The 15,266-nt window shown below is 64.8% G+C and carries 14 protein-coding genes; 5 read left to right on the top strand and 9 right to left on the bottom strand.

Annotation, left to right across the window (positions count from 1 at the left end):
* Positions 1-53 precede the first annotated feature (53 nt).
* The 3 genes from ASG57_RS19715 to mhpA are packed head-to-tail and all read right to left on the bottom strand — an operon-like array spanning position 54 to position 3,687.
* A complete protein-coding gene (locus tag ASG57_RS19715) occupies positions 54-1,265 on the bottom strand; it encodes an ABC transporter substrate-binding protein (protein ID WP_057197087.1) in 1,212 nt (403 codons plus the stop codon).
* A gap of 41 nt (positions 1,266-1,306) precedes the next feature.
* On the bottom strand, positions 1,307-2,158 hold the full coding sequence (locus tag ASG57_RS19710; protein WP_057197086.1) for a fumarylacetoacetate hydrolase family protein: 852 nt from the start codon (positions 2,156-2,158) through the stop codon (positions 1,307-1,309).
* Positions 2,159-2,181: 23 nt separating this feature from the next.
* Complete coding sequence (mhpA, locus tag ASG57_RS19705; RefSeq protein WP_057197085.1) at positions 2,182-3,687, bottom strand: bifunctional 3-(3-hydroxy-phenyl)propionate/3-hydroxycinnamic acid hydroxylase MhpA; 1,506 nt, start codon at positions 3,685-3,687, stop codon at positions 2,182-2,184.
* Positions 3,688-3,891: 204 nt separating this feature from the next.
* Here mhpA and ASG57_RS19700 point away from each other — a divergent pair, with 204 nt between their 5' ends.
* Together ASG57_RS19700 and ASG57_RS19695 are read left to right on the top strand one after the other, a co-directional pair.
* Positions 3,892-5,040 carry an ABC transporter substrate-binding protein gene (locus tag ASG57_RS19700; RefSeq protein WP_024342846.1) on the top strand — a complete coding sequence of 383 codons (1,149 nt, stop codon included), beginning with the start codon at positions 3,892-3,894 and terminating at the stop codon, positions 5,038-5,040.
* A 32-nt stretch (positions 5,041-5,072) separates the two neighbouring features.
* Positions 5,073-6,257 carry a cytochrome P450 gene (locus tag ASG57_RS19695; protein ID WP_057197084.1) on the top strand — a complete coding sequence of 395 codons (1,185 nt, stop codon included), beginning with the start codon at positions 5,073-5,075 and terminating at the stop codon, positions 6,255-6,257.
* 42 nt (positions 6,258-6,299) lie between these two features.
* Here ASG57_RS19695 and ASG57_RS19690 read toward each other — a convergent pair whose 3' ends face one another.
* On the bottom strand, positions 6,300-7,091 hold the full coding sequence (locus tag ASG57_RS19690) for a DNA-binding transcriptional regulator (protein ID WP_057197083.1): 792 nt from the start codon (positions 7,089-7,091) through the stop codon (positions 6,300-6,302).
* A gap of 146 nt (positions 7,092-7,237) precedes the next feature.
* Between ASG57_RS19690 and ASG57_RS19685 the strand changes: the two genes are divergently transcribed.
* A complete protein-coding gene (locus ASG57_RS19685) occupies positions 7,238-8,221 on the top strand; it encodes a VOC family protein (protein WP_024342849.1) in 984 nt (327 codons plus the stop codon).
* A gap of 359 nt (positions 8,222-8,580) precedes the next feature.
* Here ASG57_RS19685 and ASG57_RS19680 read toward each other — a convergent pair whose 3' ends face one another.
* Positions 8,581-9,606, bottom strand: a complete 1,026-nt coding sequence (locus ASG57_RS19680) for a glycosyltransferase family 87 protein (protein WP_230646647.1) — start codon at positions 9,604-9,606, stop codon at positions 8,581-8,583.
* 18 nt (positions 9,607-9,624) lie between these two features.
* Here ASG57_RS19680 and ASG57_RS39235 point away from each other — a divergent pair, with 18 nt between their 5' ends.
* Positions 9,625-9,828 carry a hypothetical protein gene (locus tag ASG57_RS39235; protein ID WP_230646648.1) on the top strand — a complete coding sequence of 68 codons (204 nt, stop codon included), beginning with the start codon at positions 9,625-9,627 and terminating at the stop codon, positions 9,826-9,828.
* 514 nt (positions 9,829-10,342) lie between these two features.
* On the opposite strand, the gene ASG57_RS19675 is transcribed toward ASG57_RS39235, so the two are convergent.
* Together ASG57_RS19675 and ASG57_RS19670 are read right to left on the bottom strand one after the other, a co-directional pair.
* On the bottom strand, positions 10,343-10,990 hold the full coding sequence (locus tag ASG57_RS19675; RefSeq protein WP_024342852.1) for a response regulator: 648 nt from the start codon (positions 10,988-10,990) through the stop codon (positions 10,343-10,345).
* A complete protein-coding gene (locus ASG57_RS19670) occupies positions 10,987-12,366 on the bottom strand; it encodes a sensor histidine kinase (RefSeq protein ID WP_057197082.1) in 1,380 nt (459 codons plus the stop codon). Before ASG57_RS19670 ends, ASG57_RS19675 begins: the two co-directional genes overlap by 4 nt.
* 193 nt (positions 12,367-12,559) lie before the next feature.
* On the opposite strand from ASG57_RS19670, the gene ASG57_RS19665 reads away from it, so the two are divergent.
* A complete protein-coding gene (locus tag ASG57_RS19665) occupies positions 12,560-13,453 on the top strand; it encodes a DUF3280 domain-containing protein (protein ID WP_024342854.1) in 894 nt (297 codons plus the stop codon).
* Here the strand turns inward: ASG57_RS19665 and ASG57_RS19660 are convergent.
* Both ASG57_RS19660 and ASG57_RS19655 read right to left on the bottom strand, forming a co-directional pair.
* The gene (locus tag ASG57_RS19660) at positions 13,443-14,474 is read right to left on the bottom strand and encodes an L-idonate 5-dehydrogenase (protein WP_057197081.1); all 1,032 of its coding nucleotides are present in this window, start codon (positions 14,472-14,474) and stop codon (positions 13,443-13,445) included. The two genes, ASG57_RS19665 and ASG57_RS19660, sit on opposite strands and share 11 nt — an antisense overlap.
* Positions 14,475-14,497: 23 nt before the next feature.
* Positions 14,498-15,265 (bottom strand): glucose 1-dehydrogenase, encoded by a 768-nt coding sequence (locus ASG57_RS19655; protein WP_057197080.1) that lies wholly within the window; start codon positions 15,263-15,265, stop codon positions 14,498-14,500.
* Between the last annotated feature and the right edge of the window lies 1 nt (position 15,266).

The following is a 15,266-nucleotide window of genomic DNA, read 5'->3' as shown; positions in this document are numbered from 1 at the left end:
GGACTGATGCGTTTTCGTCGCGCGAACCGGTCTCCACTCCGCCTGAAAACGCCCTACTTGCCGACCAGGCTGCACTTGCTGCGGTCAAGCGGACGGAATGCCTGGTCGGGCGGGATCGTTGCGACCAGCTTGACGAAATCCCAAGGGCCTTTTGACTCCTGGGGCGTCTTGACCTGCACCAGATAGAGATCGTGCACCATGCGCTGGTCCTCGCGGATGCGGCCGTTGGTGGTGTAGGCGTCCGATACCGGCGTCGCCTTCATTTTGGCCATCACGGCCGTGCCCTCGTCGGAATCTGTGTCCTTCACGGCTTGCAAATAGTGACGCACGGCGGAATAGACGCCGGCCTGGATCTGCGAGGGCATCGCCTTTCGGCGGGCATAGAACGCATCGGCGAATTTCCGGGCCGCCGGCGAGACGTCCTCGAAGAACGAGGTGACGATGAGATCACCGCGTGTGGCCTTCAAGCCGACGGCTTCGATGTCGACGTTCTGGAACGACATCGGCACGATCTTCATGCCCTGATCGGTGAGCCCGAACTCCTCGGCCTGCTTGATCGCAGTCGCATTGTCGCCGGCGACGTTGATGGCCAGGATCTTGGCGCCCGACGACTGAGCCTGGAGCAGAAATGAGCTGTAATCGGGCGTACCGAGCTGCGCCTTGACGCTGCCGGCGACTTTGCCGCCGAGCGCGGCGATGCGGTCTCGCGCGGTCGCCTCGATCGAATGGCCGAAGGCGTAGTCGCCGGTGATGAAGAACCACGGCTCCTTGCTGGTCTGCATGATGCCGGAGACCACGGCGGTCGCCGTGGAATAGGCGTCCTGGGTCCATTGCACGCTGGTTGGGGCGCACGCTTCATCCGTGAGCTGGTTTGCACCGGCGCCGGAGATGAGGAATATCTTGCCGTTGCTGCGCACAAGCTCCTGCACCGCCAGCGCCGAGCCGGAGCTGCCGCCGTCGGCAATTGCCTGGACACCATCGCTGAACCATTTGCGGGCGAGCGATGCGGCCAGGTCTGGCTTGTTCTGGTGATCGGCCTGCAAAATCTCGATCGGCCTACCGTTGATCTTGCCGCCGAACTCCTCCGCCGCCATCCGCGCCGCCTCGACCGAGCCCGGACCCATGGCGGTCGCGAACACGCCGTTCATGTCGGTGAGAACACCGATCCGGATGGCGTCGCCCTTGATGTCGGCCCGCGCAGCGGACCCCGCGAGCGCGAGTGTAATGAGCAGGGTGGCTGCGGAGGTGGCGCGGGTCGTACCCATGGCGGTTCCTGAGTTTATCGTTGATTGATCGATCCTGACGGTCAGGCCGGTTCGGCGATCACCGTGTTACGCAAGGTGCCGATGCCGGAAATCTCGACATCGACGGTGTCGCCGGGACGCATCCACAGCGGCGGCGTGCGTTTGGCGCCGACACCGCCCGGCGTGCCCGTGACGATGACGTCACCGGGCACGAGCGGGCAGATGGTGGAGATGTAGGCGATCAGCTCGGGAATGGCGGTGATCAGGAGATCCGTCGTGGTGTCCTGCACGACCTTGCCGTTCAGCCGCGTCTGCAAGGTGAGCTTTGACGGATCGGGAATCTCGTCCGTCGTCACCAGCCAGGGACCGAAGCTGCCGCTTTCGGCAAAGGTCTTGCCGGCGAGGAATTGACTGGTGTGGCGCTGCCAGTCGCGGATGCTGCCTTCGTTGTAGCAGGAGTAGCCGGCAATATGATCGAGCGCCCGGTCGGCCGGGATGTGCCGGCCTCCCTTGCCGATGACGAGCGCGAGCTCGCCCTCGTAGTCGAAGTCGTCGCTCACCTTCGGCTTCACGATCGGCTGGAGATGGCCCACCTGGCTGCAGGCGAAGCGTGCAAACAGCGCCGGCTTCTCGGTGACGGTGCGGCCCGTCTCGGCGACGTGGTCGCGATAATTGAGGCCGACGCAGATGATCTTGCCGGGGTCGGGGATCACGGGGGCGAAGCTGATCTTGTCGAGCGGATGATCGGGCGCAGCGGAGGCGGTCAGCTTTGCCGCCTCGGCGAGGCGACCGGCTTCGAGCAGCTGGCGCAGCGTGGTGCAGCCCGCCATCCGGGCGCCGAGATCGACGACGCCGTTGTCCTTGACGGCGCCGAAGGAGGGGCGTCCGCGCACAATGAACGAGATCAGCTTCATGAGATGTCCTTGAGATGGTTCAGTCAGGCCGCGGAGGGCACGTGGGTTGGAGGCGCGATGGCGGCAATGAGCCGGTCGAGCTCGGCTTCGTTGCAGGCCGTCCCGCGCACGTAGCGGTCGGGGCGAACGAGCGCGGCGACGATGCCGTGCTCGCGCAGCCAGGGCCCAAGGCTGCTGGCATCGTCGCTGGTCAGGATCCTGATTCCCTGTGAAAGGGCCTGTCGCGATGACGGCGCCGCCGCCGTCTCGACGAGCAGCACGTGGCTGTAGCCGGTCCTGTCGTCGCTTGGGCTGCCGTCGCTCAAGGTGAATTGCGGCGCCAGATGTCCGGCGAGCGGCAGATCCCTTGATACGAGCCCGGGGCCGAGCAGAGGCTTCTTCACCTCGAGCTTCACGGGCGCGTTCTCGCGAGCCTCGCCGGCGGCAAGTCCCGCTTCGGTCGCCTTGGTGTTGATCACGCCGCCCAGCCGAATGGCGAGCTCGATGAATTCGCGCACATGGGGCAGGCGTTCGCTCTGATAGGTGTCGAGCACACCGGAATCTGCGGCGCCCCGTATGACCGCGTCGAGCTTCCAGGCGAGGTTCGCGGCATCGCGGATGCCGGCGCACATGCCTTGGCCGAGGAAAGGCGGCGTCTGGTGCGCAGAATCGCCTGCGAGCAGCAATCGACCGTTGCGCCATTGTTGTGCGATCACGGAATGAAAGGTGTAGACCGCCGCGCGTTCGAGCTCGGCATCCTCAGGCGTGATCCAGCGTGACAGCAGCTCCCACACTTTCGCCGGCTGCGCCACGTCGTTCGAATCCTCGTCCGGCAGCACCGTGATTTCCCAGCGCCGCCGCGCGCCGGTGCCGCGCACATAAGTCGCCGGCCGCCTGGGATCGCAATGCTGGAGGCTGTAGTCGCCGAGGTCATCGCGGTCGCGCTTGAGCAGGACGTCAATGACCAGCCAGCGCTCGTGGAACCCGAGGTCGTCCATGCCGGAGCCGATAAAGCGGCGCACCAGCGAGCGGGCGCCGTCACAGCCGACCACATAGCCGGCCCGAACCCCGCAGAGCCTCCCGTTCGTGAGGTCCTCGTAGCGGACGCGCACGCCATCCTCGTCCTGATCGAGCGCGAACACGTCGCACCGGTTGCGCAGGCTGACGTGTGGCCAGCGGGCGAGCCCTCGGGTCAATACGTCCTCCAGATCCGGCTGGTGGAAGCGGTAGCTGAGATGCCAGCCCATCGGCGTTAGCGTCCGTGGACGGGACCAATCCAGCAGCATGCGGCCGTCGGCATCGAGAAAGAGCATCCCCGGGCTGAGAATGACGTGCGGCAGAATCGCGTCGGCGAGGCCGATCGTCTGAAACACGCGCATGCATTCGTCGTCGAAATGCACCGCGCGCGGCAGATGATAGGTCCGCGCCTCGCGCTCCAGCACCAACGTCCGCACGCCGCAGAGGCCGAGCAGATTGGCGAGCGTGGCACCCACCGGGCCGCGGCCGACGATCACGACATCAAATTCTTCGAGGGCGGATTTATCTTGCATGGGGTTATCTCTTTCCCAGCCGGTGCCGCCCCTTCAATGCCGGCGCGCCAAGTGTCCGCCCAGCGGACGACCTCCGCCACATCCGGCTTGTCCGCCAGCCGGACATTTCCGCAATGGCGCTACTTCGGGCCTGCCTGCCTTGGCTACCTAACGTCAGGAAAAAAAGTGCAGGTTGTCGATCGAGGCAGCCGCAGAGGAGGAACGATGCTGAAATGCGCGGGAGTGGCGTGCCTTGCAATCCAAATGTTCATGGTGTCGGCTTCTGCCGCGGACATCAACGTGGGAATCCTGCTGTCCACGACAGGTCCGGCCGCAGCGATTGGAAATGCGGAGCGCAATGGGACCAGCTTTGGCCCACCCGAAATCGCAGGCCACAAGGTCAACTACCTGTTTCTGGACGAAGCCTCGGACAGCACCGCGGCCGTTGCGGCGATGCGGAAGCTGTTCCAGGGCAGCAGTATCGATATCCTCGTCGGTCCGACCACGACGCCCGGATCTTTCGCGGTCATCGATCCCGCGGTCGAATACCGGCTTCCCGTGATCACGCTTGCCCCCGTCAACGCTCTGGTGGCTCCGGTCGACGCGCGAAGGCGCTGGATATTCAAGACGACCACCAACGACGATCACGAAGCGGCGCCGTTGTTCGCGCACATGAAGAAGAGCGGGGTCAAGAAACTCGCCCTGATCGGTTTCGGCGATTCCTACGGTGACGCCTGGAGCAAGGTCAGTGCAGAGATGTGCGCGGCGGCGGGAATCGCGCTCGTCGCCGACGAGAAATATGCACGGACCGATAACAGCGTCGTCGGGCAGATCCTCAAGATCGTTGCCGCCGACCCGGACGCCGTCCTCATTGCAGCCTCCGGCGCGCCCGCGGCGCTGCCGCTGCTTCAGCTTCGCGAGAAGGGATTTGCAGGGAAGGTGTACGGCACGCTCGGCGCCACCTTTGGAGATTTCCGCAAGCTGACAGGCGCTCAAGGTGACGGCATCTTCGTGCCGCTGAGCCCGGCAGTCGGCGCGGCCTCGTTGCCGGATGAGCATCCCGCCAAGAAGGCCGCGCTGGATTTCATTCAGCGCTATGAAGCCAGGTTTGGTCCGGGAAGCCGCAATATCTTTGCAGGGTCCGCCTATGATGCTCTGCTGCTGATCGAGCGGGCTGCACCCGCCGCGCTCAAGAAGGGCGCGCCCGGCACCGCCGATTTTCGCGAGGGCCTTCGCAGCGCGATCGAAGAGCTCCGAGGCGTGGCCGGCTCTCGCGGAGTCTACAATTACGGCCCCAATGACCACACCGGCCTCGACCAGAGTGCGCTGACGCTCGGCCGGCTTGAGAAGGGCGAATGGGTGGCCGTGCGCTAAGGCGGACTTCGGGACGCGAGGGAGAATAGAGGATGCCGGCAATTCCCGGACAACCGGTCTACGACGTCGATCTCTACAGCGATGAGGTCTTGCTCGACCCATACCCGCACTACAGAGCCCTTCGCGAGCTGGGCGCCGTCGTCTGGTTGCCGCGTAATGAGCTTCATGCGGTGGCGCGATTCGACGACGTGCGTGCCGCGTTGCGAAACCCGACCGTGTTCTCGTCGGCACAGGGCGTTGCCGCCAACGACCACGTCAACGACATCTCGCGAGGCACGACGCTGGCGAGCGATGCGCCGCTGCACGATCGGCTGCGCGGGATCATCGCGGCGCCATTGATGCCGCGGGCGCTGGAGGAGATCGCGCCCCAGATCAGGACAGAGGCCCGCCGGCTTGTCGACGATCTGGTCGCCCGCGGCCAGTTCGATGCAGTGTCGGATCTGGCTCAGCACCTGCCGCTGACGATCGTCTCCAAGCTCGTCGGTCTGGAGGATCATGGCCGCAGCAGCATGCTGCGCTGGGCTGCTGCGACCTTCAACGTGCTCGGCACCATGAATGCACGGGCCTGCACGGCACTGAAGGACGTTCAGGAGATGCGCGCCTATCTCGGCGGGGAAGAAATCAGGAGCCGTCTGCGGCCCGGCAGCTGGGGCGACCGCATCTTCGCTGCTGCGGACCGAGGCGAGGTCGAGCCGGAGCGCTGTCCGGTGCTGATGAGGGATTATCTCGGCCCGAGCCTCGATACGACCATCTTCGCAACGGCGAACCTCGTGTTGCTGTTCGGCCGTCATCCCGCGCAATGGGATCTGGTCCGCAACGATCCGGCCCTGATCCCGAATGCGATCAACGAGGCGCTGCGGCTGGAATCGCCGGTTCGGGGATTCACACGCCATCTTGCGGCCGATGCGACGGTTGCAGACCTGACCATTCCGCGCGAGAGCCGGCTGCTGCTGCTGTACGCGTCGGCCAATCGCGACGAGCGAAAATGGCACGATCCGGAACGTTTCGACGTGAGGCGCCGCGCCAACGATCATCTCGGATTCGGCAACGGCACGCACATGTGCGCGGGCCTTCACCTGGCCCGGCTGGAGATGACGGCACTGCTCGAGGTCCTGGTGGAGCGAGTGGCCTCTTTCGAGATCGGGGAACCCGTGCTGGCGCTCAACAACGTGTTGCGTGGCCTGGCTTCCTTGCCGGTTCGGGTGAAGCACGCATAGCCGGCGGTCGTCGCCTGGTGTGGTCGGAGATCTGGAGCAGCTTCAGACTCCGACGTCGATAGCTGCCGCGGCGCTGCGCATCGGATCGACAAAGGTTGCGACGGCTTCCTCGATCCCCAGCGCCGAGCGGATCCAGATGATGGAGATGCAGCCGAACACGACGCCGTCGCGCACGATCGAGACAGCGATCGAGGCCGTCTTGGGGTTGTATTCGCCTTCGCCGCGGATGGCGTAGCCGCGCGCCTGCGTCTCGGCCATCATCCGGTCGAGGCGGGCTTCGTCGAGGAACGGGCGATCATCGGCCTCATCGATGCGGCGGAGATGATTGACGATCAGATCGCGTTCACGCGCGGGGCAGGCGGCGAGATAGGCGCGACCCGCAGACGTGCGCAGCATCGGCAGACGCTTGCCGATCATGCCGCGGTCGATCGAGAGCGGGCTGCGAGAGTGAGTGGTCTCCTGCACCACCATCGCCGCGTTCTCATAGGTGGAGAGATCGACCGGCCAGACTAATTTCTTGCTCAGATCGGCGAGATAAGGCGCCGCCGCCTGGCAGATTACCACGCCGGGATCATAGCCGTCGCCGAGACTCAGTGCGCGCCGGGTGACCCGAAATCGGTCGTCGCTGGCGCTGCGGGCGATGTAACCGAGTTCCTCCAGCGTTTCGAGGAGGCGATAGACGGTGGGCCGGGGGAGATCGAGCGCGCGGGCGACGTCGCCGGCGCGGATGCCGCCGGAGCGGTTAACCTCATGCAGCACGTCGAGCCCCCGCTTGAAGGCGCGGACGCCCTCGGACTGCCGCGGCCTGCCGTTCTGCGTCCGCTCCTTGGACACTTCTCATTTCCTCCCTTGTGGCTCATCGCGGCGTGTCTATCGTCATTGCGAACGCGAAGCGATTGCGGGACGCCACCGTAGGATCGCGCGCGGCCGGTATCAAGTCGCCGCGGTGCGGCCAACGTGATGCCTTCCGGAGGAATTCGATGGAAATCACAGCACTCGGCTATATCGGAATCAGTTCATCCCAGCTCGATCAGTGGAGCCGGATGGCGACCGGGCTGCTCGGGATGCAGCAGGTCGATCGCGGCGGCAAGATGCGCGCCTTCCGCATGGACGACCGCAAGCAGCGGCTGATCGTCGACGGTGGCAGCGATGCCGGCCTTGCGGTGATGGGATGGGAAGTTCCCTCCACGGCCGAGCTCGACCGGTTGGCGGGACGCCTGGAAAGCCATGGCACGAAGGTGGTCCGAGGCTCGCGCGCGCTCGCGGACGAGCGGCATGTCGCCGAGCTGATCGCGTTCACTGACCCCGCCGGCAACCGGCTGGAGGCTTTTTGCAACCCGGAGCTTGCGAGCGAGCCGTTCAGGCCCGGCCGCCCGATCTCGGGCTTCCGCACCGGCGCGCTCGGCATGGGGCATGTCGTGCTCAATGTGGAGGATGTCGAGCAGCTCCTGCCGTTTTATCGTGACGTGCTCGGCTTTCACGTCTCCGATTTCGGGCTGAAGCCTTACGGGCTCTATTTCTTCCACGTCAACGGCCGCCACCACTCCTTTGCGATGGTTGGCTCGGGGCGGAAGGCGATGCATCACTTCATGGTCGAGCTCGGCAGTCTCGACGACGTCGGGCAGGGTTACGACCTCGCGCAGCTGGACGAGGGGCGTGTCGCCTACACGCTGGGCCGGCACACCAACGACCACATGACCTCGTTCTACGTGAATACGCCGTCCGGCTTCTTCATCGAGTACGGCTGGGGCGCGCGGGTCATCGATCCCGAGACCTGGCAGCCGCACGAGACCTTTGATGGTCCCTCGCTGTGGGGCCACGAGCGGCTCCATATGCCCGAAGAGCAGCGCAAACGATTGCGCGACATGCGGCTGGATGCAGCGGCGCGAGGCGTGCGCGTCCCTGACCCGCGCGTGCCGCCGCTGAACTGCGCCTGGCTGGATTCGGTCGTCGCGCGCGAATGATCTGCGGGCCAACAATCAACGACGCGGACTCATCGACGCGCAGCCACAGCCGAATCGACGCAAATTGGAATAGTTCTCGGCGTCGTAGCGCATCGCCACTCGACAATGATCCTGTTGAAGAACCGCCCGCTCCCAGCGGGCCATATCAGTGACACGCACGAATCTGATCAGGTAGAACCACTTCTCTTGGGCCGTCCGCAGCTTCTTCACGAGACTGGCGCATCGGAGCGCGCAAATCCCAGATCATTCAGCATGACTCGCTTGATTCCAGCGAGTAGAGCTCGATCGCGATTTGGCTTGTCATCGCATTCACAGTGCCTGATTGCGGATTTGGGCCTGAGCAAACGTAGGAGGGGCGGTTATTTCGCGGCTCTCGGCGGGACGAGCGCAGGCCATGCCGCGCGCCACAACATTTTCAGGAGCAATGCGAGCACCGTCATCATGGCGAAGCCGCCGATTGCGGGCGCGAAATGCTCGTTCAAGTCTACCCTCTGTCCAAATTCCATCGCGAGCCGTGCTGATTGCAGCAATCCATAGCCGCCAGCCAGCAGAATCAGGGCGTAGATGGCACTGCGCTCGGTCGGGCTGGCCACCTTGCCGAGCTCGGGCAGCAACAGAGCAAGTCCGACGCCGAGCATCGATAGATCGTAGTCATATGCATATGGACTAATCATCGCCGACACTATTGTGGCGGTGCCTAGGAGAAATCGCTGCGAAAATCCACGGGTCGCAACGAGGAAGACAGTTAGCATGACCGCGAGCAAGGCAAGCGCAGCAACGACTACCTGTCCCCAAAAGGCCACCTTGGGGGAGAACCCGGTTGTGGAAAGTGCGGCGTATGCTGAGATCATGCGGAACAACGGATAAAGGCCCTGCTCGAGGTAGCTCGTCGATTCTCGAATTGCGCCGAACCATGCGGTCCAGATCTGCCATCCGAACAGGATTGTGCAGACGAGCGAGCTCGCCAGCACCACGGCCGCAGCGGCCGCGAGCGCGACCCAGCTCCGCATTGCAAGCAGGCAGACGCTGACGGCGATCACGAGGTGTGGCTTGATCGCCATGACGCCAAGCGCAATTCCAGCGAGCAGCGGTCGTCGTTCGATATTGAGGCAGATGAGGCCGATCAGTCCCGCCGTGAGAAAGCCGTTCTGCCCGCAGCCGATGGTGACTGAAAGCGCGGGAAAGAGAACCACCAACACATGCGCAAAATGATCGCGCGCCAGTGCGCGCAGCGTCGCAATATAAAACGCGAGAGTTGACGCGGTGAACAGGAGATAGCCGACTCCGACGGGAAGGAAGGCGAACGGCGCTATCAGCAGACCATATTGGGGTGGATAGGTCCAAGGCATGAAGCTGGGCGCCGCTCCCGCGACCGCGGCCTGCATCTTCAACAACGTCTCGAAATGATAGACCTGCTCGAGATCGCCAATCCAGACACGCTGCGCGACGATGTGAAACGCATCGAAGTCGGCAAGCTCGCGGCTGGCCCAGCCGCCCCAGCGTCCAAACCAGAAGCTCTTGGCCACGATGATCGCGGCCATCGCCGCAAGCACAAGGCGGGCGTAGATCATCCGCTTTGCGGGAAAGAGCCGCACGTGTTCCAGTGATTCGGCGAGCACGCGAAATGACCCCATTGGACTGCTCTCGGAGGAAAGCGACTGGTCATCCAGCGCTCTCGGACTGCAGTTTTCCTGAGCAGGAACCGGTTGTTGCAACCGAGAGGTACATGTGGAAAATTAAGGACTTCTAAATCAATGCGGGCGATGCAGGGAAGGAAGCATCTTCCGCGGCTCAACCCGGCGGCGACGGCCTCGGATGCGAATCGCAATGATAATCGAGGCGAGATAGTCGATGCCCTCGCGGGCGTTGCGGATAACCTCGTGTCCTACATTGTAGCCCACTGCTGACGAGGTGCTCGACCGCGATCCCTGGCCTGGGCTCACGCAGAGGGCCAAGGAAGCCCGCGCCCGACGTTCCCCGGGGGCCGCTGATCCTGCGGACCCGCACTGCTTACAAGGAGCCGTTGCTCGTCGGCCGTGACATGATGTCGTTCAGGATCGGCGACACGGTGGCGGCGTTCTCGCCTGACGGAGCGAGGCTGAAGCCGTAAGCCAGCGGCAATCAGACCTCCGTTAACAATCCCTGGCGAAGCGCCAGCCGGACCAGTTCGATGTCGGACCCAACGCCGAGCTTGTCCTTGATGAGGGAATGCAGGTTTGCCACCGTCTTCGGGCTGACATGCAGCATCTGGGCGATCTCCTCCGTCGTGTTCTCGGCGAGCAGCAGCCGCAGCACCTCGAATTCGCGCGGCGTCAGCACGTCCGCGGCCGAGCACTCGCCGCCGATGCGGCTGAGCGCAAGCTCGTGGTCGATATCGGGACTGATGGCGATCTTGCCGGCGAGCACGTCCTTTACCGCGCGCACCAGGGTCTCGGGCGGGCTGGTCTTGGTAACGTACCCCCTCGCACCGGCGCGGATCGCCTGCACGGCAAAGCCGGCATTCTCGTGCATGGTGAAGACGAGGATTCGTGCGGCCTTGTCCCACTGCCTGATCCGCCTGACGGCCTCGATGCCGCCGATGCCGGGCATGCTGAGGTCCATGATGACGAGGTCCGGCGCTTCGGACTTGTACAGCCGATAGGCTTCCGCGCCGTCGGCTGCCTCAGCGACGACGCGCAGGCCGGGCTGCTTCTGGAGCACGGAGCGATAGCCCTCGCGGACGACGGAATGGTCGTCGACCAGCAGGATGGTGGCATCGGCTGCGCTCATGCGGCGTGCTCCAGGGCCTGCCGATCGGCCGCGAGCGGGATGAACACACGCAACGTGGATCCATGAGGGCCGGTCTCGAAGCTCAGCCGGCCGCGAAGCGCGGCGACACGCTCGCGCATGCCCAGCAGGCCCATGCCGGATTTGACGGCAGTCTCATTCGGGCGGCCGTCGTCCTCGACCGCGAGGGCGATCTCATTGTTGGCCATTGTCAGTTGCAGGCTGACCCTTGTTGCGCCGGCATGCTTGGCAGCGTTGGTGAGCGCCTCTTGCACGATGCGGTAGAGAGTGGCGCTGATGGTGCCAGGCACGCTCTCGAAGGCACCGTCGAACCGGATTTCGAACCGGGTCTGGCCGCGACTGCGGCCGTTCCAACCCGACACCAGACCTTCGAGGCTTGCGACGAGGCCGAGCTCGTCGACGTCCGGTGGCCGCAACCGGAACAGCGCGCCACGCAGCGTCTCCATCATGCCAGTCGCGGTCCGGGCAATGCTGTCGCACTCTCCGAGCAATCCGGGGCAGTCCTGCGCCGCGGTCTGGCGGGCGGATGCGGCAAGCGCGCGGATCGCGGCGAGCGACTGGCCGAATTCGTCATGCAGCTCGCGCGCGAGATGGCGGCGCTCCTCGTCCTGAAGCGCGATCAGCTTCCGTGTCAGCTCGTTGCGTTCGGCAAGCGCGATATCGAGGCTTTCGGCGAGTTGGTTGAAGACGTCACGGATGGCGGAGAGCTCGGCGAGATCGAATGGCGGCAGCCGCGTCGTGAGGTCTCCGGTGGCAATGCGCTCGAGGCCTTTGCCGATCAGCCGGGTGGGGCGCAGGGCGCGGGCGAGTGCGGCATAGACCAGTGCGCAGAGCAGCGGCAGCGCGATTGCAAGCGCGATCATCAGTCGCCCCGCCTCGTGCCAGGCTTCCGCCGTCTGTACGGCCGGATCGACCGAAACCACGGTCTCGCCGAGGTTCGTTCCGCGCACAATGACCGGTCGTACTGCCTCCCGGCCGGGATCGAACAGGCTCCGATAGAAGGCGACGAAGGCTTGCGGCGGCGGGCTCGCGGGGGCAGGCGCGCCACTGCAGAAGCGCTGGAGGATGTCGCCTCTCGTGCCGCGGAATGCCAGACACAGGCCGGGTGTCATCACATAGGCCGAAACAGGATCGAGGTTCGGAAAGTCGGAGCGCGGGTTGGCCACCCACTGAACCTTGCCCTGTTGCAACTCCAGCGATTTCGCCACGATGGCGGCGATGCCGTCGATGCGCGCATGCGCGGCCCGGTCGGCCGATACGAGGAAATAGGCGGAGATCGCAGCGAAGCAGACGGCCGATATCCCGGCCACGAGCAACGTCAGACGGACCTTGAGATCGAACCTCGGGCGATTCCACATCGGCAGGCACCTGGTGCGAACGGGTTTGTCGCTTTCCGCATTAAAGGGCAGAACGCATGCGGCGGAAAGCGTTCCCGCTGTGCCGCACTGCAGCGTCGTGAAATTTTCCCGGCGCTTGTCGGGACGGTTGCGGCTGCGTCGCCCTCAGTGCCCGATCCAGATTTGCGGCCGTCCCATCCTGCGAGGTCCGTTCATGCATTGCTCTCGCCTGATTCTCTCCGCCTTTCTCCTCTTCGTCCTTTCTTGTTCGCCGGCCGATGCCGAGAGCGCTATTGGCGTAGCCATGGATGATTTCAGCTATACCGATACTTCGGGCGAGCCGACCAACCAGACCGCCGCTCACGAGCGGCGGCTGGCCGCGTTCATGGCCGCGCTTCGAAGGGACATCGCTGCGGACTCGCGCTATCGGCTGGTGCCGTCCACCCGGGACGGCGCGGCGTTCAAGGTCATCGGCGGCATTCAGAAGACGAGCACGCTGGTGCAATGGGCCAAGGTCGCCGTGATCGACGTCGGCGCCAAGAAGCTCGTGATGGACAAGCTTTACAGCTTCCGCGGCGACAACGATGAATCCTGGGAGCGCGCCGAGATCTTCCTGTCCCGCGAGATACTGGCCGCGCTCGCAACGCCAGTGCCGGTCGCGCTGGCGGTGTTCGATTTCGAGCTGGAGGATACGACCGGCGCGTCGGCGGAGGCATCGGCGACTTCAGACGCGTCATACATGGCCGAGGTCTCCGGCAGCGTACGCGAAGCGCTGGGTCAATCCGGCCGCTACCGCATCGTCGATGTCAGCGGCGTGCGCGGCGAGGCGGGGAAGGGGCGTGCCTTGCGCGACTGCGGCGGATGTGAGGCGGCGATTGCGAAAGAGCTCGGCGCGGATCAGTCGCTGATCGGCGTGGTGCGGCGGGTCAGCCGCACCGAATACACGCTCGGCTTCCAGGTGCGCGATGCCAGGACTGGGGCGGTGCTGGCGCGCGGCGACAGCGGCCTGCGCTTGGGCGCGGACTATTCGTGGAAGCGCGGTGCGGTGCGGCTGGTCAGGGACCGATTGATCGAGGGGCAGCAGGTCAACGACGCTCCTAGAAAGTAAGCTGCACTTTCATCGACTGCGCGCGGTCGCTGGCGAGCTCAAAGGCCGCGACCGCATTCTCGAACGTCATGGCAGCCGTGATCAAAGGTTTGACGTCGATCAGGCCTTCTCCCATCAGCCGCACCGCCAGCTCGAACTCCCGATCGAAGCGGAAGGTGCCACGGAGCTGCAATTCCTTCGCGACGATTGAATCGATCGGCAGCGTCATCTCGCCGCCGAGGCCGAGCTGCACCAGCGTCGCGCCCGGCCTGAGCAGGTCGAGCGCGGTGCGGAGCGCCGCCTGATTACCTGAAGCTTCGAACAGCGTGTCGAACACGCCCTTGCCGGCGCGCCACGGATCGAGGGCTGCGCCATTGGCCGCGACGTTGATGGCGTCGGTGGCGCCGAGCTTCTTCGCAACCGCGAGCGGCGCTTCGGCGACATCAGTCGCCACGATCTCGGACGCGCCGCCGAAGCGCGAGACCACAATCATCAGCGCGCCAATCGGGCCGCAGCCGGTGATCAGCACGCGCTTCCCGAGCAGGGGGCCCGCCTGCTTGCCGGCATGCAGGCATACCGCCAGCGGCTCGGCCACCGCGGCTTCCGCAAGCGAGAGCTTGTCCGCGATCGGCACGGCCTGCGTCGCGTCGACCGTGATGAATTCGCGAAAGCCGCCCTGCACGTGGGGGAAGCGCATCGCGCTGCCGAGGAAGCGCATGTCGAGGCACTGGTTGCGCATGCCTTCCTGGCAATGCAGGCACTGGCCGCATGGTCTGCTCGGATTGACCGCGACGCGCGTGCCGGGCTTCACATTGGTGGCGCCGTCACCGACATCGGCCACCACGCCGGCGATCTCGTGCCCCAGCGCCATCGGCTGCTGGATGCGGACCACGCCGAAGCCACCGTGATGATAGTAGTGCAGGTCCGAGCCGCAAATGCCCCCATTGGCGATTTTGACGCGGACTTCTCCCGGGCCGGGCATCGCATCCGGATAATTGTCAATCCGGAGATCCTTCGGTGCATGGATGACGACGGCGCGCATGGCTTGCTCCCTGGACTTCGAGATTACATCGCGGCGATCATGCCGCCATCGACATAGATGATCTGGCCGTTGACATAGGTGGACGCGTCCGATGCCAGGAAGATCGCGGCGCCCACCAGCTCGTCCGGCTTGCCCCATCGTTTCGACGGGATGCGGCCCATCAGCCAGTTGTTGAAGTCGGCGTTGTTGACCAGCGCCTCGTTCATGTCGGTCAGCATGTAGCCGGGCCCGATCGCGTTGGCCTGGATGCCGTGCTGGGCCCATTCCACCGCCATCGAGCGGGTCAGGTTCCTGATGCCGCCCTTGGCCGCGGTGTAGGGCGCGATGGTGGGCCGCGCCAGCTCGCTGCCGAGCGAGCCGATATTGATGATCTTGCCGTGCTTGCGTGGAATCATGCGCTTGGCCGCCTCGCGGCCGATCACGAAGGCGCTGGTGAGATTGGTCTCGATCACCTTGCGCCACTCGTCGGTGGTGAATTCTACCAGTGGCTTGCGGTGCTGGATGCCGGCATTGTTGACGACGATGTCGACTGCAAGACCTTCGCGGTCGAAACGCTCGAAAGCGGCGAGGATAGCCGGCTCGTCGGTGACGTTGAAGGGCGCGCCTTCGGCCTTGTGCCCTGCGCTGCGAAACTCGGCGACGGCCTGCTCGACGCGCTTGGGAACGACGCCGTTTACAATGATCCTGGCGCCTGCTTTGGCCATGCCTTCGGCAATGGCACGGCCGAGGCCACGAGAGGAACCGGTCACGAGCGCGGTGCGGCCGGAAAGATCGAAGAGGGACGTGCTCATC

The organism is Bradyrhizobium sp. Leaf396 (assembly GCF_001424605.1).
Classification (GTDB): Bacteria; Pseudomonadota; Alphaproteobacteria; order Rhizobiales; family Xanthobacteraceae; genus Bradyrhizobium; species Bradyrhizobium japonicum_C.
This window is presented reverse-complemented; position numbering and strand designations above follow the sequence as displayed.